General features: G+C 58.9%; 28 protein-coding genes. 16 read left to right on the top strand and 12 right to left on the bottom strand.

What is annotated here, in order from left to right; translation table 11 throughout:
* Positions 1-220: 220 nt before the first annotated feature.
* On the bottom strand, positions 221-610 hold the full coding sequence (locus J2T09_RS07360) for a hypothetical protein (protein WP_306832771.1): 390 nt from the start codon (positions 608-610) through the stop codon (positions 221-223).
* Between the two features lie 94 nt (positions 611-704).
* Here J2T09_RS07360 and J2T09_RS07355 point away from each other — a divergent pair, with 94 nt between their 5' ends.
* The gene (locus J2T09_RS07355) at positions 705-1,601 is read left to right on the top strand and encodes a LysR family transcriptional regulator (protein ID WP_306832769.1); all 897 of its coding nucleotides are present in this window, start codon (positions 705-707) and stop codon (positions 1,599-1,601) included.
* A 14-nt stretch (positions 1,602-1,615) separates the two neighbouring features.
* Here the strand turns inward: J2T09_RS07355 and J2T09_RS07350 are convergent, their stop codons facing one another.
* Complete coding sequence (locus J2T09_RS07350; protein WP_306832767.1) at positions 1,616-2,395, bottom strand: formyl transferase; 780 nt, start codon at positions 2,393-2,395, stop codon at positions 1,616-1,618.
* A 213-nt stretch (positions 2,396-2,608) separates the two neighbouring features.
* Here J2T09_RS07350 and J2T09_RS07345 point away from each other — a divergent pair, with 213 nt between their 5' ends.
* On the top strand, positions 2,609-2,725 hold the full coding sequence (locus tag J2T09_RS07345) for an entericidin (RefSeq protein WP_373458400.1): 117 nt from the start codon (positions 2,609-2,611) through the stop codon (positions 2,723-2,725).
* Between the two features lie 82 nt (positions 2,726-2,807).
* Here the strand turns inward: J2T09_RS07345 and J2T09_RS07340 are convergent, their stop codons facing one another.
* The 5 genes from J2T09_RS07340 to J2T09_RS07320 all read right to left on the bottom strand — a co-directional run bounded on the left by J2T09_RS07340 (position 2,808) and on the right by J2T09_RS07320 (position 7,293).
* Positions 2,808-3,158 (bottom strand): hypothetical protein, encoded by a 351-nt coding sequence (locus J2T09_RS07340; RefSeq protein WP_306832763.1) that lies wholly within the window; start codon positions 3,156-3,158, stop codon positions 2,808-2,810.
* A 152-nt stretch (positions 3,159-3,310) separates the two neighbouring features.
* The gene (locus J2T09_RS07335) at positions 3,311-4,369 is read right to left on the bottom strand and encodes a quaternary amine ABC transporter ATP-binding protein (protein ID WP_306832760.1); all 1,059 of its coding nucleotides are present in this window, start codon (positions 4,367-4,369) and stop codon (positions 3,311-3,313) included.
* The gene (locus tag J2T09_RS07330; RefSeq protein WP_306832759.1) at positions 4,362-5,270 is read right to left on the bottom strand and encodes an ABC transporter permease; all 909 of its coding nucleotides are present in this window, start codon (positions 5,268-5,270) and stop codon (positions 4,362-4,364) included. The genes J2T09_RS07335 and J2T09_RS07330 overlap by 8 nt, the downstream gene beginning before the upstream one ends.
* Positions 5,271-5,387: 117 nt before the next feature.
* A complete protein-coding gene (locus J2T09_RS07325) occupies positions 5,388-6,386 on the bottom strand; it encodes an ABC transporter substrate-binding protein (RefSeq protein ID WP_306832757.1) in 999 nt (332 codons plus the stop codon).
* A gap of 178 nt (positions 6,387-6,564) precedes the next feature.
* On the bottom strand, positions 6,565-7,293 hold the full coding sequence (locus J2T09_RS07320) for a hypothetical protein (protein WP_306832755.1): 729 nt from the start codon (positions 7,291-7,293) through the stop codon (positions 6,565-6,567).
* A 54-nt stretch (positions 7,294-7,347) separates the two neighbouring features.
* Here J2T09_RS07320 and cobU point away from each other — a divergent pair, with 54 nt between their 5' ends.
* Positions 7,348-7,872, top strand: a complete 525-nt coding sequence (cobU, locus tag J2T09_RS07315; protein ID WP_306832753.1) for a bifunctional adenosylcobinamide kinase/adenosylcobinamide-phosphate guanylyltransferase — start codon at positions 7,348-7,350, stop codon at positions 7,870-7,872.
* Here cobU and J2T09_RS07310 read toward each other — a convergent pair whose 3' ends face one another.
* Positions 7,873-8,655, bottom strand: coding sequence for a TSUP family transporter (locus J2T09_RS07310; protein WP_306832751.1), 783 nt, complete (start codon positions 8,653-8,655; stop codon positions 7,873-7,875). It lies immediately after the preceding gene.
* A 191-nt stretch (positions 8,656-8,846) separates the two neighbouring features.
* Between J2T09_RS07310 and J2T09_RS07305 the strand changes: the two genes are divergently transcribed.
* The 10 genes from J2T09_RS07305 (at position 8,847) to J2T09_RS07260 (ending at position 18,698) form a co-directional block, all read left to right on the top strand.
* Positions 8,847-9,806, top strand: a complete 960-nt coding sequence (locus J2T09_RS07305) for a nucleoside hydrolase (RefSeq protein ID WP_306832750.1) — start codon at positions 8,847-8,849, stop codon at positions 9,804-9,806.
* Positions 9,807-9,948: 142 nt separating this feature from the next.
* The gene (locus J2T09_RS07300) at positions 9,949-10,233 is read left to right on the top strand and encodes an acyl carrier protein (protein WP_112730324.1); all 285 of its coding nucleotides are present in this window, start codon (positions 9,949-9,951) and stop codon (positions 10,231-10,233) included.
* A gap of 22 nt (positions 10,234-10,255) precedes the next feature.
* Positions 10,256-10,729 (top strand): 3-hydroxyacyl-ACP dehydratase FabZ family protein, encoded by a 474-nt coding sequence (locus J2T09_RS07295; RefSeq protein ID WP_306833217.1) that lies wholly within the window; start codon positions 10,256-10,258, stop codon positions 10,727-10,729.
* Positions 10,730-10,760: 31 nt separating this feature from the next.
* Positions 10,761-11,957: a beta-ketoacyl-ACP synthase gene (locus J2T09_RS07290; protein ID WP_306832747.1), complete on the top strand. Its 1,197-nt coding sequence runs from the start codon at positions 10,761-10,763 to the stop codon at positions 11,955-11,957.
* Positions 11,958-11,968: 11 nt separating this feature from the next.
* Entirely contained in the window at positions 11,969-13,255 is a 1,287-nt protein-coding gene (locus J2T09_RS07285; protein WP_306832745.1) for a beta-ketoacyl-ACP synthase, read from the top strand.
* A gap of 154 nt (positions 13,256-13,409) precedes the next feature.
* Positions 13,410-14,438 carry a zinc-binding dehydrogenase gene (locus J2T09_RS07280; protein WP_132272279.1) on the top strand — a complete coding sequence of 343 codons (1,029 nt, stop codon included), beginning with the start codon at positions 13,410-13,412 and terminating at the stop codon, positions 14,436-14,438.
* A 4-nt stretch (positions 14,439-14,442) separates the two neighbouring features.
* The gene (locus tag J2T09_RS07275) at positions 14,443-15,378 is read left to right on the top strand and encodes a lipid A biosynthesis lauroyl acyltransferase (RefSeq protein WP_306832742.1); all 936 of its coding nucleotides are present in this window, start codon (positions 14,443-14,445) and stop codon (positions 15,376-15,378) included.
* A 199-nt stretch (positions 15,379-15,577) separates the two neighbouring features.
* A complete protein-coding gene (gene gndA / locus J2T09_RS07270) occupies positions 15,578-17,014 on the top strand; it encodes an NADP-dependent phosphogluconate dehydrogenase (protein WP_306832740.1) in 1,437 nt (478 codons plus the stop codon).
* 123 nt (positions 17,015-17,137) lie between these two features.
* On the top strand, positions 17,138-18,172 hold the full coding sequence (gene mgrA, locus J2T09_RS07265; protein ID WP_306832738.1) for an L-glyceraldehyde 3-phosphate reductase: 1,035 nt from the start codon (positions 17,138-17,140) through the stop codon (positions 18,170-18,172).
* Between the two features lie 166 nt (positions 18,173-18,338).
* A complete protein-coding gene (locus J2T09_RS07260) occupies positions 18,339-18,698 on the top strand; it encodes an RcnB family protein (RefSeq protein WP_306832736.1) in 360 nt (119 codons plus the stop codon).
* A 96-nt stretch (positions 18,699-18,794) separates the two neighbouring features.
* Here the strand turns inward: J2T09_RS07260 and znuA are convergent, their stop codons facing one another.
* The gene (gene znuA, locus J2T09_RS07255; protein ID WP_306832734.1) at positions 18,795-19,841 is read right to left on the bottom strand and encodes a zinc ABC transporter substrate-binding protein ZnuA; all 1,047 of its coding nucleotides are present in this window, start codon (positions 19,839-19,841) and stop codon (positions 18,795-18,797) included.
* A gap of 160 nt (positions 19,842-20,001) precedes the next feature.
* Here znuA and J2T09_RS07250 point away from each other — a divergent pair, with 160 nt between their 5' ends.
* Genes J2T09_RS07250 through J2T09_RS07240 form a run of 3 tightly spaced genes read left to right on the top strand, consistent with a single transcriptional unit; the run spans position 20,002 to position 22,257 of the window.
* The gene (locus J2T09_RS07250) at positions 20,002-21,021 is read left to right on the top strand and encodes an ATP-binding cassette domain-containing protein (RefSeq protein WP_306832732.1); all 1,020 of its coding nucleotides are present in this window, start codon (positions 20,002-20,004) and stop codon (positions 21,019-21,021) included.
* Complete coding sequence (znuB, locus tag J2T09_RS07245; protein WP_306832730.1) at positions 21,014-21,841, top strand: zinc ABC transporter permease subunit ZnuB; 828 nt, start codon at positions 21,014-21,016, stop codon at positions 21,839-21,841. The genes J2T09_RS07250 and znuB overlap by 8 nt, the downstream gene beginning before the upstream one ends.
* On the top strand, positions 21,838-22,257 hold the full coding sequence (locus J2T09_RS07240) for a Fur family transcriptional regulator (RefSeq protein WP_306832729.1): 420 nt from the start codon (positions 21,838-21,840) through the stop codon (positions 22,255-22,257). The genes znuB and J2T09_RS07240 overlap by 4 nt, the downstream gene beginning before the upstream one ends.
* Before the next feature lie 3 nt (positions 22,258-22,260).
* Here J2T09_RS07240 and J2T09_RS07235 read toward each other — a convergent pair whose 3' ends face one another.
* From J2T09_RS07235 to J2T09_RS07225, 3 genes are all read right to left on the bottom strand, one after another.
* Positions 22,261-23,493: a GGDEF domain-containing protein gene (locus tag J2T09_RS07235; RefSeq protein ID WP_306832727.1), complete on the bottom strand. Its 1,233-nt coding sequence runs from the start codon at positions 23,491-23,493 to the stop codon at positions 22,261-22,263.
* Between the two features lie 118 nt (positions 23,494-23,611).
* On the bottom strand, positions 23,612-24,139 hold the full coding sequence (locus J2T09_RS07230) for a gamma carbonic anhydrase family protein (protein WP_306832723.1): 528 nt from the start codon (positions 24,137-24,139) through the stop codon (positions 23,612-23,614).
* A 23-nt stretch (positions 24,140-24,162) separates the two neighbouring features.
* Positions 24,163-24,849, bottom strand: coding sequence for a fumarylacetoacetate hydrolase family protein (locus J2T09_RS07225; RefSeq protein WP_306832721.1), 687 nt, complete (start codon positions 24,847-24,849; stop codon positions 24,163-24,165).
* Positions 24,850-25,010: the final 161 nt, after the last annotated feature.

Genomic DNA, 25,010 nt, shown 5'->3' with positions numbered 1-25,010 from the left:
TCCTCGCGTGAAACTATGCGGCCTTAATGTTCAAAAAGCGACATAAATTCCCGTATCCGCGGCGGTTCCGGCAAAGTCCGGAATTCTATGCGTTCTTTTTGCGACACCTTCGAGGGCGGGCCAGGAAAAATGCCGGGTACTCGCCTTCAGAGAGGGTATCCGGCATATGATGTTGATCCGCAGACATTTCCTGATCCGGATTATGATCGACCATCCGTGATCAATGATGGATATCGCGCTCTTTCTCAAACAGGATGTCGCTGGTGGGCCAGCCGATATCCTTGCGCAGTTCAGGCGAAAGGCCTTCGATCATTTCCGCGGTCTTGCGGCGGCGCCACGATGCCCTGACTTCCGCTATGCCGTCGGTGACGATGCCCCAGGCGGCAGAAAGCGATGAATGCGACTTGGGCGCGTGGTGCCCAGTGTGATGTGACGTGAACATGGCCATGATGGCCTCCTCCGTTCCTGTTTGGTCAGGATGTTCGCAAGCGTGATGCGAACGCTCCTTCGTGCTCTTGTCATCAATCAGTCGAATGGCGTTGCTGCCATTCATTTGATTATGTGAAGCAGATTTCGCGCTGGCGCTTTGTTCTGCCTCAAATTCGACCATTAAGATCAAACGATAGGCACATTATGCGCAGTCTTGACGTTCAATCAAACGAAATGATATGGTTGTTAAAATCAGAAAAATTGAAGGTGTTTCCATGTCGACGCCGTTCCGTTCCCCTCTGCCGCTTCTCGATAACGATGTTTTGAGAACCTTTGTGGCCATTGCCGAGACGGGCAATTTTTCGACGGCCGCCGAGGCCGTGCTGCGGACACCATCTGCGGTGTCCATGCAGATCAAGAAGCTGGAAGAGCAACTGAAGGCGACCCTGTTCCTGCGTGATGCCCGCTCGGTGACATTGACCCAGCATGGCGAAATGCTTCTTTCCTATGCGCGGCGCATGCTGGCATTGTCGAACGAGGCGGTGTCACGCTTCGTCATGCCGGAATTGTCGGGTGTGGTGCGGCTGGGTGCTCCCGACGATATCGCCGAACGCCTGTTGCCAAAACTTCTCAAGGATTTCGGCGAGAGCTTTCCGGGTATTATGGTTGATGTTACCGTCGATCAGAGCCTGCTCTTGCGCAAGCGGATGGACGAGCAGCGTCTCGACCTCGCCTTGATCAACTGTGCCACCAAGCCGTTTCCCACGGCTGGCGAAATCATTCACACGGAAAAGCTGGTCTGGGCCGGCGCCAAATGCGGAACGGCCTATCTGCGCGATCCGCTGCCGGTCTCCGTATGGGAAGATGGCTGCGTGTGGCGGCAGGATGCGCTGGCGCAATTGGACAAACACAAGCGGCCGTATCGTATTGCCTATGCCAGTGCCCACACGATGGCGCAGCGCGCTGCGGTGGTCTCCGATTTGGCGATCGCACCGTTCCCGCGCTCCTATATCACCGGCGATATGCAGATACTGGGGCCGAAAGAGGGGCTGCCGGAACTGATCAGCTTCGATATCCGTCTCTTGACCAATCCGCAGCTTTCGGTGCCCGCCAAGGCTGTTGCCGAGGGTATTCGTGAAGCTTTCGCAACCATCGACGCGGCCGCTGCCTGAGACGGCAGTCGCGATTACCAGATGCCTTTGGTGAGGCCGTTCCAGAGCCATGTCCAGATTGGCGGCGGAAAGCGCAGGACGGAGCGACCGGACTGTTTTCGGACAGCAATGCTTCCGGCCAGTACGTCCCTGACCGCGTTTATGGCCATATCGGTCGAGGCCGCGGTCATGAGCATCGGGTATGTGGCAATGAAATCGCCTTTGCCCGGCGTGATCCGCTTTTCGTAGAGCGTGCCGCCTGTATCCGTGCCGGCGTCCACCAGATGGATCGTTGCACCAAAATTTTCCGCGTCATTTTCGACCAGAGCCCAATATCCGCCCATCTGGCCGCGATAGGTCGGGTTGATTCCGGCATGGAAGTTGATGATCTGGCAGGGGCATGCAGCAAGCGTATCCTTCGACAGAAGGCGGCATGAGATCGTAAAAAACACCTTTGGCCGCAATTTTGCGATCAGCGCGTGGCATTCGCTGCCATTCAGGCTTTCGACGTGATGGATGGGGATCGACGGATCCACAGCCGCCGATTGCCCGTATGTTGCCAGAATATTTTTCGTGCGACGTGCGGCGACATTTTTGCCGAACCGCGAGGCGATCATCGTTGCGAGTTGACCCACTGCCGTCAACCATCCCAGGCGTTTTGCCCGGCGTTGCAGGACAGCCTTTTTGCTCTCCGGCTGTTCCTCGATGATGTGGAGATCCGGCCAGTGTGTCTTGAGCGCATTGATCATCACCTGCGGATTGGCGCCGCCCGCGGTCATGACTATCACGCTTGGGAAAGGAAGGGCCTGGCTCATGCACGAATACCTCGCTGGCAAGGCTTGCAGTGTGAGCTTTGGGCCGTGAAAAAAGCGTTAGATCGATGGCATGTGAAATAAATTGTACTGGCGCCTGAACCTTTCGTGAAGTGGGGCGTTACCCGGGCGCGATATGCAACCAATTGATATCTTTCGGAGCTTCCCACCATGAAAATCGGAACCGTGACCGTACTCGGCGCTACCCTTGTTGCCATGCTCGCCCTGAGCTCCTGCGGCAACACCATTCGCGGCATGGGCCGGGACACCGCCAATGCCGTGGACGCCACGCAGTCTGCCGGCCGCGATGTGGACCGCGCCGCTAGCCGCTGATTTTTCGCCCATAAAAATGGCGGCTCGGAGGGAATGCTCCGGGCCGCCTGTTCTTTTTAAAACCGATATCTTGCCGGTGCAATCAGACCGGTGATTTCGGGTAGGCGCGCTCAAGGCCACCCGATCTGGAAAGGCCGTTGCGGAATGCGCCATAGGCCGGATGCTGGCTCGAACGCGCTGCCTCGCTGAGGCGGATCTGCAGGCGTGCGGGTGCATGTCTGCCCACCCATTCTCCGCATTGCTCGAGCTTCATCGAGTTCAGGAAGCGTGCTTCGCTCGCCCGGTCGAGGTGAAGATGCAAGCCGTCCAGAATGATGTCGTCATTGGCGGGGCTTTCCATCAGCAGCACCAGCCAGGCCTGGTTTTCGGCGGAAAAAGATTGCAGTCCGTCTGCCACCGTCTCGCGGTTTCCGATCGGAGAAATATTGCCCATGTCATGCCCCTTAGCCGCCAAGCGGATGGCATTCGCCGCCATCCGGTGATTCCCTGCGGCTTTTTTGGCGGAGGCGCTTGACCATTTCAAGTCCGTCGGGGCTTGCGGACATGGTTTGGCGGCGGTTCTCCAGTACTCGTTTCGTCGGGTGCCTATTCTGCTGCCATGCGGGCGGACTTGTGGCTGGTCGGCGTCACCATGGCGGCGATGATGCCCTGGAGATCGACAGAGCCGACAGGCTTTCCGGCCTGATCGATGACGTGAGCCGTCGTTTGATTGGCGGATGTCATTTCCTTGGCCGCGTTCTCCAGTGTCATCGTGCCTGGAAGCGGCAGGCCTTCCGGTCCCAGTCCCGGCCCAAGTGCCCGCATGATCGTTTCGAGCCGAATGACGCGACCGCGATTGACCTCCTTGACGAAGGCGCTGATGTAATCGTCAGCAGGGTTGAGGACTATGTCCTGGCCGGTGCCCTGCTGGATCATCTGGCCATCGCGCAGGATGGCGATCTTGTCGCCGAGCCTCAGAGCTTCATCGAGATCGTGCGTGATGAAGACGACCGTCTTTTTCAGTTCCGCCTGTATTTCCAGAAGCACGCTCTGCATGTCGACGCGGATGAGCGGGTCGAGTGCCGAATAGGCCTCGTCCATCAGGAGAATGTCGGCATCATTGGTGAGCGCCCGGGCAAGGCCGACGCGCTGCTGCATGCCGCCGGACAGCTGGTTCGGATACCGGTCCTCGAAGCCGGAAAGCCCGACGCGATCGATCCAGCGCTGGGCTTTTTGTGTGCTTTCGGCGCGCGCAACACCCTGAATGTCGAGGCCGTACACGGTGTTTTCGAGAACGGTTCGGTGCGGTAGAAGCGCGAATTTCTGAAACACCATCGCCGTCTTGTGGCGCCGGAAATCGCGCAGCGCCGTCTCGTTCATCTGGCAGATGTCGGCGCCATCATAAATCAGTTCGCCGGATGTCGGTTCGATCAGCCGGTTGATATGGCGGATCAGGGTGGACTTGCCCGAGCCGGACAGGCCCATGACGACGGTAATGCTGCCGGCCGGCATGGAGATGTTGATGTCTTTCAGACCAAGCACATGGCCGTGTTTTTCGATCAGTTCGCTTTTCGACATGCCCTGATGGACGGCGTCGATATAGTCTCGGCCGTTTTGGCCAAAGATCTTGTAGAGGTTTTTGATTTCAATGCCGTGGCTAGCCATGGACGACCTCCGAATGTTTCTGCAGCCGTTTGCCAAAAGCCTGGCTGGCACGGTCGAAGATGATGGCGATCACCACCAGCGCAAAACCGTTCATGAAGCCGAACGTGAAGAATTGGTTGTTGATGGCCTGCAGGGTGTTTCGCCCCAGCCCGCCGACGCCCACCATGGAGGCGACGACCACCATGGCAAGCGACATCATGATCGTCTGGTTGATGCCGGCCATGATGGTCGGCAGGGCCAGCGGCATCTGCACGTTCCAAAGCTTTTGCCGGGACGAAGAACCGAAAGCATCAGCCGCCTCCAGCACTTCCTTGTCGACGAGGCGGATGCCGAGATTGGTGAGGCGGATCATCGGCGGTACGGCATAGATGACGACTGCGATCAAGCCCGGCACCTTGCCGATGCCGAATATGACCACAACCGGGATCAGGTAAACGAAGCTCGGCAGGGTCTGCATCACGTCGAGCACGGGATTGATCATGCCCTGTATCCGCTCGGAACGCGCCATCAGGATGCCGATCGGCAGGCCGATGACGATGGCGATCAGCGTGGAGACGGTGACGATGGCAAGCGTGACCATCGTATCCTCCCACAAGCCGACGACCCCGATCAGCAACATGCCGATAGCTGTCCCGACCGTGATGCCGATCCTGCGGCTGGCAAGATAGACGATCGCCAGCATGATGATCAGCACGATGAACCAGGGGGAACTGGAAAACAGCCGCTCGAGATAGTTCAGGAACCATTGCAGCGGCTGCACGACGGCGTCGATGACATAACCGTATTCACGCACGAGGCCCTTGAAGCCGTCATCGATGACTTTTCGCGCCATGCGGATCGAGCTGTCGCCGATGGACGGAAAGCGACAGAGGACATCGGGCATGAAGCTGCAATTCGCCATGTCTTCCCCCTTGTTTTTATAGGCAGGCCGGCCACGAGCATCTGTTGCCATTGGCCCGGCATCGGGGCGGCTGCCACCCCGATGACTATTTCTTGCGGATCGCGAGAGACGACCGGCTTAGAGTGCGGCCTTGACCTTTTCAGCGACATCAGGCGCGACCCACTTGGTCCAGATGTCCTCGTTTTCCTCGAGGAAATGTTTGGCGGCGTCCTCGTTTGTGCCCTGGTTTTCGTCCTGCCAGGCGAGGATGCTGTTGACCGTGGCATTGCCCCATTTGCGGGCTTTCACATAATCCATGGCGACTCCGGCCTTGTCGGCAAAGCTTTTGGTGGCGATGGTAAATGCCTGTGAGGTTGGATAGGAATTGACCTTTGGCGCCGGGCAATCCGGCACGGAGGTGCAGGCATCCCAGTCCGCCTTGTTGTGCGGCACGCCGAAGGACAGTTTGACCATTTCGTATTTGCCCATGATCGGCGTCGGTGCCCAATAATAACCGAGCCAGCCGGTCTTCTTTTCAAAGGCGTTGGCAATCGAGCCATCGAGACCGGCGGCCGAGCCGGTATCGACGAGATCGAACCCCTTGTCCTTGGCGCCGATGGCCCGGTAGAGGTTCGACGTTGAAACCTGACAATTCCAGCCCGACGGGCAATTGTAGACAGCGCCCTTGGAAGGATCTTCGGGGGCAGGGAAGAGTTCCGGATGTTTCAGCGCATCCTCAACCGTCTTTATGTCGGGGTGTGCGTCGGCCAGGAATTTGGGGATCCACCAGCCTTCGACGGCGCCGTCCGCCAGAATTTCGGCAGCTTCGATCAGGCGGCCTTCTTTCACGGCTGCATCCAGCGGTGTGCGCACGGCATTGATCCAGAATTCCGGCGCCATGTCCGGCTGTGCTTTTTCATTCATCGAGGTGAAGGTCGGCATCGTGTCGCCGGTGACGATTTCCACCGAACAGCCATAACCCTCTTCAAGAATGATCTTGTCGACCTGAGCGGCAACGCCGGCCGAGGCCCAGTTCATCTCCGCAATCGATATGCTGCCGCAATCGGCAGCCTGCGCGGAGCCTGACATGGCATATAGGCCGATACCGACGGCGGCGGATGCGAGAAGGGTTTTCATTGTCCAAGACCTCCCAGTCTCAATCGCAGTGTTCGCGTCTGGAGGTCGCCGGTCTACTGCCTTGGCCGGGCTCCGATCAGTTCTGGCGCGATGCCGACTTGAGAGCGTAAGCCGGTTTGCTGTTTTCGCATGCGCCCTTTTGGCGGTGTCTGACCGCAGATATTCGGCAATTCATGTATCAGCGCCATGACGCTACGTCTTTTATGACGAAAATCAACTGTTTCTGCTCAAAACGGTGCCAGGGCATGTACGAGCCAGTTGTCATGTTTGTGCATGGCTTGCGTCGGTTTTGGCAAAGAATTGTGCAATTTGCAGATCCGCTGGGCGCATTCATGAGGGACGGTGCTTTGAAAGCAGACTTGTACCAAATGTCATCATCCAGCTTTGACGCCGGCTGTTCTTTCCGCGCCATCGGTCGGCCGGTGTAACGCGAAATGGAGATTGGAAAGGCCAGGAATTTTTTATCGAAAAAGTTTGATTGGAAGCAGGCGAGAAGGTCTGGAGATAACGATCCGGTAAGAATGTGACTGTATCTATGCATTCGCGACATCGTCGCCAACAGGTCCGGATTGGGTTGTGCGTACCGGACCTTTTTCTCGATCGTTTTGCCGCGTCGCGTAAAACGATCGATCTGCCGCTGTTTTGGCATTCGTTCCCAATCAGGAAAAGTTGTTTTCGGCCAATGGTGATTGACAGCCGAACCCGGCAATAAGACCATGCAGGCCATTACAAGAATCAAACACTCGGCTGATGCCGAGCATGTAAGACCACCATCCTGCCGATCCTGTTGACGGCGCTGCATTCCGCAGCCGGGCAGGGGATGTCGGGAATGGTCGGACTGCCGGAGCAGAACCATGATCAACCCGGGTGGACGCCTCTTTAATCTACGAATCGTCCGCTCTTTCATGTGTTCATGCTCCGGCAGCGCAATTTTCTTACCTTCAGCGCCGGACTTCCCTCGATGACTGCGAAAAACGGTTCTGTTTTCGTGCTGGGTGGCGCGCGTTCGGGCAAATCCGGCTTTGCTGAAAGACTTGCTTTCGAGAGTGGGCTGGAGCGGCACTACGTTGCCACCGGCCGCGCTTATGATGACGAGATGCGTGAGCGTATCCGCGCACATCAGGTACAGCGCGGCGAGGGGTGGCAAACACATGAAGCGCCGCTCGAACTGGTCGGAACGCTTCGTGCGCTCGACGCTGCGGACCGCGTGATCCTTGTCGATTGCCTGACGCTCTGGGTCACCAATCTGATGATGGAAGCGGAAGAGACGATCGACGCCCAGTCGGCGTCGCTTGCCGCCCATATTGCCGGTGCCAAGGCTCGGGTGATCATCGTTTCCAACGAGGTCGGGTTGGGGATCGTGCCGGATAACAGGATGGCGCGGGCGTTTCGCGATCATGCGGGGCGGCTGCATCAACAGGTGGCAGCCGTGGCAGACGAGGTTCACTTCGTGGCTGCCGGCCTGTCGCTCAGGATGAAGGGCTGATTACCAGCCCAGCCAGATGCGCAGCGGATGTGTGGGATCCGCCAGCAGCTTGGTCGCCATGGCAAAGCAGGAGATGACCAGCAGCGGCTTGATGATCTTCGCGCCGATGCGCATGGCAAGGCTGGAGCCGATCTGCGCGCCGATGAACTGGCCGATACCCATGACGATGCCGACTTTCCACAGGATCGAGCCGGTTGCCAGAAACATCAGGAAACCGCCGACATTGGAGCCGAGATTGATCAGCTTGGTATGGGCGGTGGCCTTCAGCATGCCGAAACCGGCCAGCAGCACGAAACCCAGCATGTAGAACGAGCCGGCGCCCGGACCGAACACGCCGTCATAAAGCCCGATCAGCGGCACGAAAGTCGCGCCGAACAGGAAGGGCGTGATGCGACGGTGGCTGTCGACATCCGAAAGGTTGGGTTTGAGCGCGAAAAACAGGCCGATGGCGATCAGCAGGAACGGAATGGCCGTGCCGAGGATTTTGGTTGGCACGATGGAGGCGACCAATGCGCCAACCCCGCCGCCGATCAGTGCCATCAACGCCATCGGCAACTGCGTCTTTAATTGCACATGGCCACGCCGTGCATAGGAAATCGTCGCGGATGTCGCGCCGAACATGCCCTGCAGCTTGTTGGTTCCGAGCGCATCGAGCGGAGGAATGCCGGCGATCAGCATGGATGGGATGGTGATCAGTCCACCGCCACCCGCGATCGAATCGACAAAACCGGCGACGACCGCCACGAAAAACAGGACGATGAGGAGGTGCGCGGCGATTTCCAAGGTTTTGTCTTTGCGAAAATGAGGAGGGCGGGAGTATGTCGGACGGCGTTCTGGCACTGAAGTGGAGGCTGCGCAACGGTGCCGAGCAGCCGCACAGTACGGTGGATGATTTCGTCCGGTCACTGTGACGGGATTGCACATCCTTTTTCCGGCGTTATGGTGCCGCACCTTTCAAAACCGGAACTGTTTTCATGCACAAGGTCATTTTTGATACCGATCCCGGCGTCGACGACGCGATGGCGCTGCTGTTTCTGCATCGTCATCCCGAGATCGATCTGGTCGGCGTCACGACCACGATTGGCAATGCGCCGATCGATATCACCACCCGCAATGCGCTTTTCCTAGCCGAAGCGTGGGGCATCGAGGCGCCGATCGCGCAGGGTTCAGGTGAAAAATTCGATCCTAAGCGCAAGAACGGTCATTGGCCGACCTTCATCCACGGTGACAATGGCCTCGGCAATATCGAGATCCCGCAGACGATCAGCCGTAAGGCCGATCCGCGGTCCGCTCACCAGTTCATCATCGATACGGTTCGCGCCAATCCGGGCGAGATCACTTTGGTGGCTGTTGGTCGCATGACCAATCTGGCGCTGGTTCTTCAGGCCGATTCCGAAGTCGCCGCGCTGGTGAAGGAAGTGGTCGTCATGGGGGGCGCTTTCGATGTGCCCGGCAATGTGACGCCTGCGGCGGAGGCCAATATTTTTGGTGATCCGGAAGCCGCCGATCTTGTCTTCACCGCTCCCTGGCGCGTCACCGTCGTTGGTCTCGATGTGACCATGCAGACGGTGATGATGCGGACCTATCTTGCCGAAATGGCGAAGGCGGGCGGCAAGGATGTCCAGCTTCTGAACGACCTTTCGCAGTTCTATATCGACTTTTATAACCACCGCGTCGGCGACGGCATGGTCATCCATGACAGCTGCGCCTGTGTTTACGTGGTGCGGCCTGACCTGTTTGAGACCCGCAGCGGCGCCATTCGTGTTGTCTGCGGTGGCATTGCCGATGGCATGACGATCCAGAAGCCGGATGCCAAAACCTTCCCGCCGGGAGACTGGGATGGCCATCCGAGCCAGTTCGCCTGCACGGGCATCAATGCCGATGCGGTGCTTGGTCTCATCCGCGCGGTGCTTGTCGAAGGCAAGGCCGCCTGATAGACGACGCCTGATCTGAACGCTGCGATTGCTGTTTCGGCAACAGTCGCGGCGCAAATGTCTATTGTGGCACCGCTTGCCATTGGCATTCCAAAATGATTTCCCTATGTGGGGACCTGATTACAATATTCTCTAGAGGACTATGGGCGTGACCGCTACATTCGACAAAGTTGCCGACATCATTGCTGAAACCAGCGAAATCGATCGCGCGACGATTACGCCGGAAAGCCACACGATCGACGACCTTGGAATCGACAGCCTCGATTTCCTCGACATCGTTTTCGCGATCGACAAGGAATTCGGCATCAAGATCCCGCTGGAACAGTGGACCCAGGAAGTCAACGAAGGCAAGGTTTCGACCGAAGAGTACTTCGTCCTGAAGAACCTCTGCGCCAAGATCGACGAGCTGAGGGCAGCCAAGGGCTGATTTGCCCGGCTGTTAAGCCTTGATGCTGCTTGAATATTTCCAGATGATCGACCGTATCGAAACGGTCGATCTGAAAGCCAATACGCTGACGGCACGCGCGATCGTGCCGTCGAAGAGCCCTGTTTTTGAAGGGCATTTTCCGGGCATGCCGCTCGTGCCGGGCGTGCTTCTGATCGAAACCATGGCGCAGGCATCCGGCATGCTGGTTCTGGCAGCGACGGATTTTGCCGCCATGCCGTTCCTGATGTCCGTCGATGGCGCCAAGCTGCGCACGTTCGTCGAGCCGGACGCCGTGCTGGATATCGAGGCGTTTCTGGAGCACGAGGGATCGGGTTATGCCGTGACCAAGGCGAAGATCACCAGCAACGGCAAAAAAGTCTGCGATGCGCAACTGAAACTGCGCACCATGCCGTTCAGCGAAATTCCGCTCGCGCCGATCGTCCGCAAACGGGCCGAGGAAGTCGGCCTGATGGATGCGATTGCCGCGAACGCTTGAAACTTGCCGGTCAGCCGGTGAGGAAGAGGACATGATGAAGTCTGACAATGATGTCGTGATCACCGGTATCGGTATCGTAAGCTGCCTGGGCGTCGGCAAGGAGCCGCATGTCTCGGTGCTCTCGGGTACTGAGGCCATTGCGCCGCGCGTCGAAACCGAACGTTTTGCGCCTTACCCGGTGCATCCGCTGCCGGAAATCGATTGGTCGACCCAGATCAGCAAACGCGACCAGCGCCAGATGGAAAACTGGCAGCGGCTCGGCGTGTTTTCGGCTGGCCTCGCACTCGATGACGCGGGCCTCAAGGAAAACGCCGAACTCTGTGCCTCCATGGATATGATCGTGGCCGCCGGTGGCGGCGAACGCGACATCAAGGTCGACACACTCATCGTTGACGAAGGTTTGAAGCGCAACGACCGCGAAGCGCTGCTCAACGAAAAGCTGACCACCGAACTGCGCCCGACGCTGTTCCTGGCGCAGCTTTCCAACCTTCTCGCCGGCAATATTTCCATCGTTCACAAGGTCACAGGTTCCTCACGCACCTTCATGGGTGAAGAGGCAGCCGGCATTTCGGCGATCGAGACGGCGTTCCATCGCATCAAGTCGGGCCAGTCCACCCATACGCTGGCGGGCGGTGCCTTCGTTGCCGAACGCGCCGATATCCTGCTTCTCGTTGAAGGCATTCGTGCCCATGCGACGGGTGAATGGGCACCGCTGTGGTCGCGGTCGCCGGACAATGGCGGCGGCATGATGATGGGGTCGGTCGGTGCCTTTCTGGTGCTGGAATCCCGCGCGCATGCCACCGCTCGTGGCGCGCATATCTATGCTGTGATCGATGCAATCGAAGGCGATCGCGGCAACCGTGATGAAGGCAGGCTTGAAAAGCGGCTGACACGGATGGCCGGTCTTGCGGGCTCTGTCGAAGATACTGTCGTGTTCTCCGGCGCCAGCGGCGTCGTCGAACTTTCGGTACGCGAAAAAACTGTTCTGGAACAGACACTGCCGGGCGCCGCGATCCGCGGTTACGGCGGTCTTGCCGGTCACGGCATGGAGGCGCAGTTCCCGCTCGGTCTCGCACTCGCAGCGCTTTCGCTGGACGGTGCGACCAATGTTCCAGCGTTTGATGCAAAGAACGAACGGCCGATGGCCAAGCCCGCCAAGCGCGCGGTGGTCACTACGGTTGGTTATACGCGCGGCGAGGGTCTTGCTGCCCTGTCTGCGGACGCGTGAGGAGACAAGTGATGAGCGACAATCGCTTCAAGGATCATCTTGGCCGTCCGATCGTGGCGGTCACCGGCATGGGTGTCATCACGTCGCTTGGCCAAGGCCTTCAGGATAACTGGGCGGCGTTGACGGCCGGCACTTCGGGCATCCACAAGATCACCCGTTTCCCAACCGACGGCCTTTCGACCCGGATCTGCGGCACGGTCGATTTTATCGATATTCCGGCCCCGAATTCGGTCGAGCGTTCCTATGCATTCGCCCGCGAAACCACCATCGAGGCGCTGGCACAGGCCGGCCTTTCCGGTGATTTCGACGGTCCGTTGTTTCTCGCCGCACCGCCGATCGAACCGGAATGGGTCGATCGTTTCGCTCTTGCCGATCGCGCTCCGCCGGCACAGCGCGAAGCTGATGCCTATGATCGGTTCCTGACAGCAATGCGCGAACGTCCTGATCCTGCCTTTCTTGAGGCCGTGCAGTTCGGTTCGATCTCCGAGCGCCTCGCTGACCGTTTTGGCACGCGTGGCCTGCCGGTGACGCTCTCGACTGCCTGTGCATCGGGCGCGACCGCGATCCAGCTCGGCGTCGAAGCGATCCGTCAGGGCCGCACCGACAGGGCGCTGGTCGCTGCCACCGATGGTTCTGTCAGCGCAGAAGCGCTGATCCGCTTCTCGCTGCTCTCGGCGCTTTCGACCCAGAACGATCCGCCGGAAAAGGCTTCCAAGCCGTTCAGCAAGGATCGTGATGGCTTTGTCATTGCCGAAGGTGCTGCAACGCTGGTTCTGGAATCGCTGGAATCTGCCATCGCTCGCGGCGCCAAGGTGCTTGGCGTGGTGAAGGGCCTCGGCGAAAAGGCCGACAGCTTTCACCGCACCCGGTCTTCGCCGGATGGCGGCCCGGCGATTGCCACCATTCGCGCAGCCCTCGAGGATGCCGGCATGACCGGCACCGATATCGGCTACGTCAATGCGCACGGCACCTCGACGCCGGAAAACGACAAGATGGAATATGGTTCGATGCTTGCCGTGTTCGGCGATCGTTTGAAGGAAATTCCGCTGTCGTCGAACAAGTCGATGATCGGCCATACGCTGACGGCTGCCGGTGCGGTTGAAGCGGTGTTCTCGCTGCAGACCATGCTGACCGGCACGCTGCCTCCGACGATCAACTACAACAACCACGATCCGACGATCGAGCTGGATGTGGTGCCGAACGTCAAGCGCGACGCGCAGGTTTCCGCCGTCATCTCCAATTCCTTTGGTTTCGGCGGTCAGAACGCCAGCCTTGTCTTGACGGCTGAACCGGCTTAGAGACCTTCACCAACCCTTATGGAGCGCCGTTCCGCCTGATGGGCGAGCGGCGCTTCATGCTATTTCCGAGATGCATCGCGTTTTGTGAGCCAGAATTGGTTCCGGACACTTTGCCAAGACGAACGTTTACGCCTCCGGGCGAAGGATTTTTGTTATGCGCGCCCTGCAACTGATCGATGACCGCAAGCTTGAAGCCGTGGATATTCCGGAGCCGGAAGCGCCGGGTCCGGGTGAGGTGACGCTGCGCGTCAAGGCGGTTGCCCTCAACCATATCGATGTCTGGGGCTGGCGCGGCATGGCGTTTGCCAAGCGCAAGATGCCGCTGACGATCGGTGCTGAAGCATCGGGCGTGGTCGAGGCCATTGGTCCGGGTGTGTCGAATGTTCTGCCCGGCGATCTGGTTGCCATCTACGGTGCGCGCATTTGCGGACGCTGCAAAAACTGCGTCGAGGGTCGCGACAATCTCTGCGAACATGTCGGCGGCGTGCACGGTTTCCATCTCGACGGCTTTGCCCAGGAAAAGATGAACATTCCGGCCCGCCAGCTCGTCCCGGCGCCTCCGGGCATCGATGCCGTTGCTGCGGCCCTTGCTCCGGTGACCTTCGGCACCGTCGAGCACATGCTGTTCGACAATGCGAAACTTCAGTCGGGTGAAACCATTCTCATCCATGCCGGCGGCTCCGGCATCGGCTCGGCGGCGATCCAGCTTGCCAAGAAGATCGGCTGCACGGTCATCACCACCGTTGGTTCGGACGACAAGATCGAAGGCGCCAAGGCACTGGGGGCCGATCACGTCATCAACTACCGCAAGGACCGTTTCGAAGGCGTCGTGCGCAAGCTGACCAAAAAGAAGGGCGTCGATGTCGTGTTCGAACATGTCGGCAAGGACACGTTTGCCGCCTCGATGTTCTGCCTGAAGCGCGGTGGCCGTCTCGTCACCTGCGGCTCGACCTCCGGTGTTTCGACCGAAGTCAACCTGATGATGCTGTTCCAGCAGCAGCTGAAACTGCTCGGTTCGTTCGGTTGCCGCATGGAAAACATGGCGGACGCCATGCAGAAGATGGCACGCGGCATCGTGCATCCGGTCATCGACACGGAAGTGACCTTCGACACGATCGACAAGGCGCTTGAACGGATGGAAAGCCGTCAGGTGTTCGGCAAGATCATCCTGCGGATGGATTGATCCCGTGAAGATGGTGATTACCCGGATCGTGCTGGCGGTCATGCATTTTCGGCAATGGCTGGTGGCGCAGATAGCCTTCGGCTTTCTCAACCTGCTGAAGATATTTCCGGCCGATCCGGCCATCAACTTTGCCGACTGGCTGGTGCGCAAGATCGGCCCGCGCACCTTTCGTCACAAGCTGATGATGACCAACCTGCGCAATGCATACCCTGAAAAAGGCGATGCCGAACTGCAGGATATCGCGGTGAAAAGCTGGGGCCATATGGGCCGGCTCGCCGCCGAATACGTGTTTCTCGACCGGCTGTTCGATTTCGATCCCGATCGGGCGGAACCGGGTCGTATCGAAGTGTCGGGCATCCCGATCTTCGTGGACCTGCGTGATAATCCGCGTCCCTTTATCGTCTTCACGGCCCATACCGGCAACTTCGAGCTTCTGCCGGTGGCTGGCGCCGCCTATGGCCAGAAGGTGACGGTGCTGTTTCGGCCGCCGAACAACCCTTATATCGCCGACAAGGTGTTTTCCTTCCGTTCGGCGCGCATGGGTAAGCTGGTGCCCTCTCATGCCGGCTCTTCCTTTGCGCTTGCCCGACAGCTGGAAGCGGGCGGTGGTGTCGGCGTTCTGGTCGATCAGAAATTCGGCAAAGGCCTGCCGACATCGTTTTTCGGTCAACAGGTTCGAACAAATCCGCTCTTGGCAAAGCTGGTTCGCCAGTTCGATGCGGAAGTCTATCCGGCTCGTTGCATACGTCTGCCAGGCAACCGTTACCGGCTGGAGATCGAGCCGCCCATCGATGTGCCGCGTGACGAAAAAGGCAATGTCGATGTGCAGGCGACAGCGCAGATGCTCAACGACAAGGTCGAGAGCTGGGTCCGCGAATATCCGGAACAGTGGCTGTGGTACCATGACCGCTGGAACATCAAGAAAAAGATCGACAGATAAGTCTCCATCGGAGGCGGGATTTTCTCCTGCTCCGGTCATTTCATGAAGTCGTTTTGTCGTCCGAGGCCAAGGCAAACAAGCTGTCGCGCAGACGACATGCAGGTGTGATTGAAATTTAATCGTTTAATGCCTTGCCGACCTTGCCGCGCGTCGGTTTGAGTGCCAAAACACCTTGCGATTTGTAAATGGAGGCTTCGTCTTGGAACAGGCAGAAATCGGTCTAATCGGTCTTGGAGTCATGGGCTCCAACCTCGCGCTCAATATTGCTGAAAAAGGCAACCGCATCGCGGTCTTCAACCGATCACCAGAAGCAACCCGAAAATTTTTCGCCGAAGCCGGCGACCTGCAGAAAAACATCATTCCTTGCGAAACGCTTGAGGAATTTGTGGCTGCCATCCGTCCGCCGCGCCCGATTATCATCATGATCAAGGCCGGTGATCCGGTCGATCAGCAGATGGAGCTGCTCAAGCCTTATCTGGCTGACAACGACATCATGATCGATGCCGGCAACGCGAATTTCCGCGATACGATGCGTCGTTTCGAGAACCTCAAGGACAGCGGCCTGACCTTTATCGGCATGGGCGTTTCCGGCGGTGAAGAAGGCGCGCGCCACGGTCCGTCGATCATGGTCGGCGGCACGGAAGAGAGCTGGAAGCGCGTCGAAAAGGTGTTGACTTCGATTTCGGCAAAATTCCACAATGAGCCTTGCGTGGCGTGGCTCGGCGAAAATGGTGCCGGCCATTTCGTCAAGACGATCCATAACGGCATCGAATATGCCGACATGCAGATGATCGCCGAAATCTACGGTATCCTGCGCGATGGCCTCAAACTCTCGGCGCCGGAAATCGGTCAGGTCTTCGGCAAGTGGAACAGCGGCCGACTGAACTCCTACCTGATCGAGATTTCCGAAAAGGTACTGACGGCCACCGATCCGATTTCCGGCAAGCCTATGGTGGACGTGATCGTCGACCAGGCCGGCCAGAAGGGCACTGGTAAATGGTCGGTGATCGAAGCCCAGAACATGGGTGTCGCCGCTACCGCGATCGAAGCTGCCGTTGCCGGCCGTATCCTGTCGTCGCAGAAGGCAGAGCGCGAAGCTGCCGAAAAAATCCTCGGCCTGCCGCAGACCACCGCCATGCCAGCGACCGATGGTCTGAGCTTCCTTGAAGATCTCGAAAATGCGCTGCTCGCCGCCAAGGTTGCTGCATACGCACAGGGATTTGCCGTCATGGCCGCTGCGTCGAAGGAATACGGCTGGAGCCTGCCGATGCCGACCATCGCCAAGATCTGGCGCGAAGGTTGCATTATCCGCTCGCAGTTCCTCGACGAGATCACCTCGGCCTTCACCAAGGATCCTGACGTCGCCAACCTGATCGTGACGCCGGCCTTCGCCAAGCTCGTTAACGACACCGACGCCTCGCTGCGTCGCGTCGTCTCGACGGCAGTGATGTCCGGCCTGTCGGTTCCGGCTCTGTCGTCCGCTCTGGCCTATTTCGACGCCTATCGTCGTGGTCGTGGCACCGCCAACCTCATCCAGGCCCAGCGCGATTTCTTCGGCGCCCACGGTTTCGATCGTGTGGATGGCGTCGACAAGCACCACGGGCCTTGGGGCAGCGGTCTGGCAGACTTCGCCTGATAACGAGAATTCGGAGAGGCCCGTCTTTTGGCGGGCCTTTCTGCGTCTGCAGGTCGCGGGGACATGGGCGCGGCTGGCAGATACGGTTTTGACCATCCAGAATGATTTTAGGAGGATTTTATCATGGCCTGGAAACCGGCTGACAATCGCTACGACACAATGAAATATAACCGCTGCGGACAGTCCGGCCTGAAACTGCCGGCGATTTCGCTCGGCCTCTGGCACAATTTCGGCGATGACACGCCGCGCGAGCGCAAGGTAGCGATCTGCCGTCAGGCGTTTGATCTGGGCATCACGCATTTCGATCTTGCCAACAATTACGGCCCGCTGCCGGGCAGTGCCGAAACCGCCTTCGGCCAGATCCTGCGCGAGGACTTTGCCGGCTATCGCGATGAGCTGATCATCTCGTCCAAGGCCGGTTACAACATGTGGCCGGGCCCTTACGGCGAATGGGGCAGCCGCAAATACCTGATCTCTTCCTGCGACCAGAGCCTGAAGCGCATGGGGCTGGATTACGTCGATATCTTCTATTCGCACCGTTTCGACCCGGATACGCCGCTGGAAGAGACCTGTGGCGCGCTCGATCACATCGTCCGTTCGGGTAGGGCGCTTTACGTCGGCATCTCGTCCTACAATTCCAAGCGCACCCGTGAGGCAGCCGAGATCCTCAAGAGCCTCGGTACGCCGTTGCTCATCCATCAGCCAAGCTATTCGATGATCAATCGCTGGGTCGAGGAAGACAATCTTCTCGATACGCTCGATGATGTCGGTACCGGTTCGATCGTGTTCTCGCCGTTGGCACAGGGCATGCTGACGTCGAAATATCTCGGCGGCATTCCGGATGATAGCCGCGCCGCGCAGGGCAAATCTCTGCGTCCGGCCTTCCTCAACGAGAAGAACGTCGCCAACCTGCGGTCGCTCAATGCCATTGCCGAACGCCGTGGCCAGACGCTGGCGCAGATGGCGCTGGCATGGGTGCTGCGCGGCGGTCGGGTGACGACGGCACTGATCGGCGCCAGCCGGCCGGAGCAGGTGGTGGATTGCGTGAAGGCGCTCGAAAAGCCGGACTTTACCACTGAGGAACTGGCGGAAATCGACACCTATGCCCGCGAGGCCGATATCAATCTATGGGCAAAATCTGCGGAACTGAAAGCCTAATAAAACATGGCCGGCGCGTTCCAATGCGCCGGCCGATTTTCAATGTTTTGCATCAGCTTGTTGCGGCAAGCCATTATCGATGCTTACGAAAATGTAATCTTGAATTCATTTTCGGTTCATCAGTCGGCGCCTAGGGTCTCCTCATCAACAACGAGGAAACACCGTCATGAAAAAGCTTGCAGCCGTCCTGCTTTCCGCAACTTTCATTTTCAGCCCGGTCGCATTTTCGTCGGCCGCCAATGCCGCTCCGCCGAGCCATCATGATCGTTGGGACCATCGTGACGATCGCCGTGTCGTCACGAAGAAGACGATCATCAAGGAGCGTAAGGTCGTCAAGAAGCGCTGGAACCGTGGTCATCGTCTGAGCCGGGCAGAGCGTCGCCATATGGCGGAAGTGCGCGATTACCGCCGTTACCGCCTGAGCGCTCCGCCGCGTGGTTATCGCTGGGTTCGTGCCGACAATAACGAATTCCTGCTGATCGGCATCACCACGGGCCTGATCTCCTCGATCATCGCCGGCCGTTAATCAGCCTCCCAAAAGACGACCGGCAGGGATTGCCTTCTTTCCCTGCCGGTCTAACCGTCTCCACCATGCGCGAGGAGGCGGTATTTTTATGCGCTATCAGGCCTTGCCGGAGAGGCAGGCCTTCATCGATTGAGCGATGCCGCGCATCAGCTGGAAATACAGGTCCGGGCCTTCCTTCAATGTCGCGGCTTCCGGATCGAGCGTGCCGGCCTTGGCCGGTGTGCCTTCCAGAACGACGTTGACCAGTTTTGGCGTGAATTGCGGTTCGGCGAAGACGCAGGTCGCACCGAGTTCCGTCACCTTTTTGTGGATCTGGCTGATGCGATCGGCGCCCGGCATGGTTTCCGGGCTGACGGTGATCGAACCGGCGACAGTGACGTCATAACGCTTTTCGAAATACTGGTAGGCATCGTGGAAAACGATGAACGGCTTGTCCTTTACCGGCTCGACCGTTGCCTTGATCTCGGCGTCGAGTTCATCCAGCTGGCGCATCAGGCCGGCGGCATTGTCCTCGTATTGCTTGGCATGGTCCGGATCTGCTTCGGCGAGGCGCTTTGCGATCTCGCGGCCGAGGACCTTGGCATTGACGGGATCGAGCCAGACATGGGCGTCGAAACCGCCATGTTCGTGGTCGTGGCCATGCTCGGCATGGGATTCGCCCTTTTCATGATCGCCATGGGCATGATCCTTGTCGTCATGACCTTCGCCTTCATGGGCGTGATCATGCCCGTGATCGTGTCCATGACCGTCGCCATGGTCATGGGCTTCAAACGGACCACCTTCGCGGAAGGGCAGTTTCTGCAGGTCTGGAGAATCCGACAGCGCCACGACGGTCTTCGATCCCGCCAGCGCATCAAGGGGCTTGTCGAGGAAGGCTTCGAGGTTCGGTCCCATCCAGAAGATCAGGTCGGCATTCTGGATGGAGCGGGCGTTCGACGGTTTCATCGAATAGGTGTGGGGTGAGGCGGCGCCCTCGACGATCAGTTTTGGTTCGCCGACGCCCTTCATGATGGAGGCGACCAGCGAGTGGATCGGCTTGATCGAAACGACGACGTCAGGCGTCTTGGCGGAGGCAGTCCCGGCCATCAGCAGCGCGATGGAGGCTGCGAAGGTGGCGACGATGGGAGTGGCGACTGCTTTCATGCGGTTCTCCTTGCCCTTGTTACGGGCGGATTGGGCTGTCCATACGGGCGCGCGGCCATTGAAATAGCCACTCTACGTAATAACGTAATGTTATTACGTTCGTTGTGTTATGCTATAACGTGTGGCATATCTAGTGGCAACACAGGACAGGAATAATTTTATGCTGATGCAGACCGCGGTCTCTGAGCGCCAGAAAGGTGACGAACTGGTCACGCTGGTCGGGGCCGGAATACGCAGGAACAGTCGTTGGCTGGTGCGTGGTGTCGATCTTTCCATCCATCGCGGCGAGATCGTCACGCTGATCGGGCCGAACGGCGCCGGCAAGTCCACGACTGCCAAGATGGCGATCGGCGTGTTGCGTGCCGATGAAGGCAAGGTAAACCGCAAGCCTGGTCTGAAGATCGGATACGTGCCGCAAAAGCTTGCCATCGACTGGACGATGCCGCTCTCCGTGCGTCGGCTGATGCGGTTGACGGGCAAGCTGGATGATGGTGCCCTGATGGCGGCGCTGACCGACGTCGGCATTCCGCATCTGGTCGATGCCGAAGTGCGCCATCTTTCCGGCGGTGAATTTCAGCGCGCACTTTTGGCCCGCGCCATTGCCCGCAATCCCGACCTTCTGGTTCTCGACGAGCCTGTGCAGGGCGTCGATTTTGCCGGCGAGAGCGCGCTTTATGAGTTGATCCGCACCATTCGCAACAAGACCGGCTGCGGTATCCTGCTGATTTCCCATGACCTGCATATGGTGATGGCCGATACCGATACGGTGATCTGCCTCAACGGCCATGTCTGCTGCCGTGGCACGCCGGAAGCGGTGAGCCGCAGCGACGATTACCGCCGGCTGTTCGGCAATGTCGGTGCGGGCCTTGCGGTCTACAGCCATCATCACGACCATACGCACCTGCCGGATGGCCGCGTACAGCACAAGGATGGCTCGGTCACGGATCATTGCCACCCGGATGATGGTCACCATCACGATGGGCATGATCACAAACATGATCATTATGGACATCACGACCACTCGCATGCTCATGTAGAAGAGACCTCCAACAATCCCGTTCATGCCCATGACGGCAATCATACCAGTCATCAGGGCCACGTGGACGGTGAGATAGGAAAAAATTCCCATGCGCATGACGACCATGCTCATGCGGTCGGGGAGGGACATCGCCATGCTTGACGATTTCTTTTTCCGTGCGCTGCTGGCCGGTATCGGACTGGCGCTGACGACCGGACCGCTCGGCTGTTTTGTCGTCTGGCGGCGGATGGCTTATTTCGGCGATACGATTGCGCATTCCGCACTGCTCGGTGTGGCGCTGTCGCTGATGCTGGAGATCAATCTGCTTGTCAGCGTGTTTGCCGTGGCGGTGGCCGTTTCGCTGCTGCTTCTCCTCTTGCAAAAACGTCAGGCGCTTTCCGCCGATGCGCTGCTTGGTATTCTTTCGCACTCCACGCTAGCGATCGGTCTTGTGCTCGTCGCCTTCATGTCCTGGGTGCGCATCGATCTGATCGCTTTCCTGTTCGGCGATATTCTGGCGGTTACGCCGGCCGATATCGCGCTGATCTGGGGTGGAGGCCTTTTTGTTCTGGCCGCACTTGTCGTGCTGTGGCGGCCGCTGATCGCCTCGACCGTCAGTGCGGATATTGCCGAGGCCGAAGGTTTGAAGCCCGAGCGGGCACGATTGCTGTTCATGCTGCTGATGGCGCTCGTCATTGCCATTGCCATGAAGATCGTCGGCATCATGCTGATCACCGCACTGCTGATCATACCGGCCGCGACCGCGCGGCGGTTCTCGTCGGCGCCGGAAGGCATGGCGGTATTGTCATCCCTGATCGGTGTGATTGCCGTGGTGGGCGGCTTGTTCGGTTCGCTGACCTATGACACACCCTCCGGGCCGTCGATCGTGGTGGCAGCCCTTGTTCTTTTCATTCTCAGCCTTCTGCCTGGCAGGGCCAAAAACCTTGCTAGAGACGGCACGTCATCCGGAGGTCGCTCATGAACACGCCGACTTTGACCAAGAACCAGACGCTGGTGCTGGATGTCCTGAACCGTTCCGATGCGCCGCTCAGCGCCTATACCATTCTCGACAAGCTGCGGGATCACGGTTTTCGCGCGCCGCTGCAGGTTTACCGGGCGCTCGACAAGCTGATCGAGATGGGCATTGCGCACCGACTGGAAAGCCTCAATTCATTCGTGGCCTGTGCGCATGCCAATGAGAGTTGCTGCGGGCATGGCCATGGCCATGGCCATCACGGCACGGTGGCGTTTGCCATCTGCGAAAGCTGCGGGCAGGTGAACGAGTTCCATGACCATGCGATCGATGACCGGCTGGCGAGTTGGAGCAAGGATCGCAAGTTCAAGCCGTCGAAAACGACGATCGAAATCCGCGGGCTTTGCGAAGCCTGCATGCATTGATTGTCAGGCGGCGCGATCGGCCAGAATGGTGCGGTTGCGGCCGCGCCGTTTGGCCTGATAGAGCGCTTTGTCGGCTGCTTCCACCAGTTCACCGGCCGCACTGCCATCATGGCGCGGTGTGGCCGAAGCAAGGCCGATGCTGACCGTGACATAACCGTTTCCATCCGGGCGACCGTGTGAGAGGCCCAGCTGGCTCATGGCGCGATGGATGCGGCTGGCGGCGGTTTCCGCCTGTATGGTTTCCGTGTGGCGCAGCAGGACGGCAAACTCTTCTCCTCCAAGACGTGCCGGCAGATCATTGTCGCCACGCGTCTGCCCTTCGATGGCGCGCGCCACCTGCTGAAGGCAGGCATCGCCTGCGGGATGGCCGAATGTGTCGTTGTAGCGCTTGAAGAAATCCACATCGATGACGAGCAGCGACATGGTTTCGCCTGAGACCAGAGCTTCCGTCCATGCCGCCTGCAAAAACTGTTCGAAGCGGCGGCGATTGGCGATACCGGTCAGTGCGTCGGTGTAGGAATAGGCGTTGAGCTGTTCGTTGATGCGGCGGACTTCCTGCGCGTTCAGGCGCTCCCGCAACATCAGTAGATAGGCGTGGCGCAGATTGCCTTCCAGCCGGTAATTGGCCACCAGCGTGATGACACCCATGGCGGCCATGTAATAGACCGGCAGGTTGCGTTCGCTCCAGTTGAGATCCGGTGTTGCGTGAAGGAAAATTGCCGTGACGACGCAACAGCCGATTGTTGTCGCAAGGGCTGCGTTGAAGCCTATATGGAGCACGATATTGGCGCCGATGACGATCAAGCCAAAGCTGAAGGCGCTGTAATGCGCTTCGGTTGAGGTGGCGATATGCAGAAGGTAATTCGAGCCGACGGCAATCAGGATGGCGCAGCAGGCGAGAACGGAATCTCGGATCCATTGCGGCGGGGTGCGACGCAGCCAGAACAGCGCGGCAAGGCAGATCGGCGTGACGACGCCGAGCCTGACCAGCACGGACATGCCGAGGATTTCCGGCCGGGTGATGGCGTCGATGATCATGAAGCCGTTGAAGAACACGAGCGCGAACAGGCCGGCAACGATTGTCTGGCGGTTGCGATCGGCGGCGGTGTCCGTCTGGAACACGACCTCCACCACCGGATCGAAGCTGAGCGGCCGGTTCTTGCGGACGAGATGCCGGCCGACCAGATCAAGCAGGGCGTTGGTGTTCTGTTGCGGCTGTTCAGCTATATCGTTCATCGGTGTCCATGGCGGCCGCGCGAAGGCGCGGCGGGCGTCATTACATGCGTCGATGGTAATATACGATATGTGTGAAGCAAAGGCTTCATCTCAGCGTGAACAAGTCGTTAAACCGGCACTAAAGCGGGCGGAGTTCCGCCGCAAAACGCTGCCAGTTTTTCACATAATTGTCGGCGGAGACCGTCAGTTTTGCGATCGCCTCCGCATCGAGCGTGCGGATGGCGCGGGCAGGCGAGCCGACGATCAGCGAGCCGTCTGGAAATTCCTTACCTTCCGTCACCAGCGCATTGGCGCCGACCAGGCAGTTATTGCCGATTTTTGCGCCGTTGAGGATGGTGGCGCCCATGCCGATCAGGGAATTGTCGCCGATCGTGCAGCCGTGGATGATGGCGTGGTGGCCGATCGTGCAGCCGGTGCCGATTGTTGCCGGATAGCCCATGTCGGTATGGACCATGGCGCCTTCCTGAATGTTGGTGCGCGCGCCGACCGAAATCAGCTCGTTATCGCCGCGCAGCACCGCGCCGAACCAGATGCCGACCTCTTCGCCCAGTGAAACCTTGCCGATGACATGTGCATCCGGCGCCAGCCAATAACGGTCGGCGGCGGGCGTGTTCGGCTGAAAATCTCCCAGGGCGTAAAGCGGCATTCCGGTTCTCCACAAAAGGCGTGTCAGACGACAGTCAGTTCCAGGCGGCCAACGCCCTGCGCTTCGCAGACGACCTTGTCGCCCTTGACGACGGCTCCGACGCCGGCGGGCGTGCCGGTCATGATGACATCGCCTGCGGCCAGTTCGAACTGTTTCGACAGTTCGGCGATGATTTCCGGCAGTTTCCAGATCATCTGGTTCATGTCGCCGTTCTGCTTGCGGTCACCGTTGACCTCCAGCCAGATCGGACCTTCCTGCGGGTGGCCCACCTTGGCGACCGGAACCAGAGCCGAAACGGGTGCGGACTTTTCAAAAGCCTTGGCGACTTCCCAGGAACGGCCGGCCTTTTTCATCTGATCCTGCAGGTCGCGGCGGGTGAAATCCACGCCGACGCCGTAACCGTAGACGCATTCGAGCGCATCCTGTGCGTCGATATCGCTGCCGCCGGCTTTCAGGGCCATGACGAGCTCGACTTCGAAATGCACGTTGGAGGAGAGCGGCGGGTAGGGAAAAGTTTCGCCATTATAGGCGTTGTCGGCGTTTTTCTGGAAAAAGAACGGCGCTTCGCGCGATGGGTCATGACCCATTTCGATGGCGTGGTCGGCATAGTTGCGACCGACGCAATAGACCCGGCGAACCGGGAATTTTTCAGACGTGCCTTCGACTTCGAGGAGGACGGGGGCAGGCATGGGGATGACGGTTGCGGTCATTATGAAAAGTCCTCCTTGATAAAACAAATCAGCCCTGAAGAGGGCCAAGTCTTTGTTCCGCATATTCTCGGCCAAGCATAGCCCCTTTTGACGGTGGGTGGACGGAACTGGCCAAAGTTTTTTGTTTGCTGTATGAGCAGCGGCATATCCTCAAAGGACTT

The sequence above is a fragment of the Neorhizobium huautlense genome, from assembly GCF_030811685.1.
GTDB lineage: Bacteria > Pseudomonadota > Alphaproteobacteria > Rhizobiales > Rhizobiaceae > Neorhizobium > Neorhizobium huautlense_A.
This window is presented reverse-complemented; position numbering and strand designations above follow the sequence as displayed.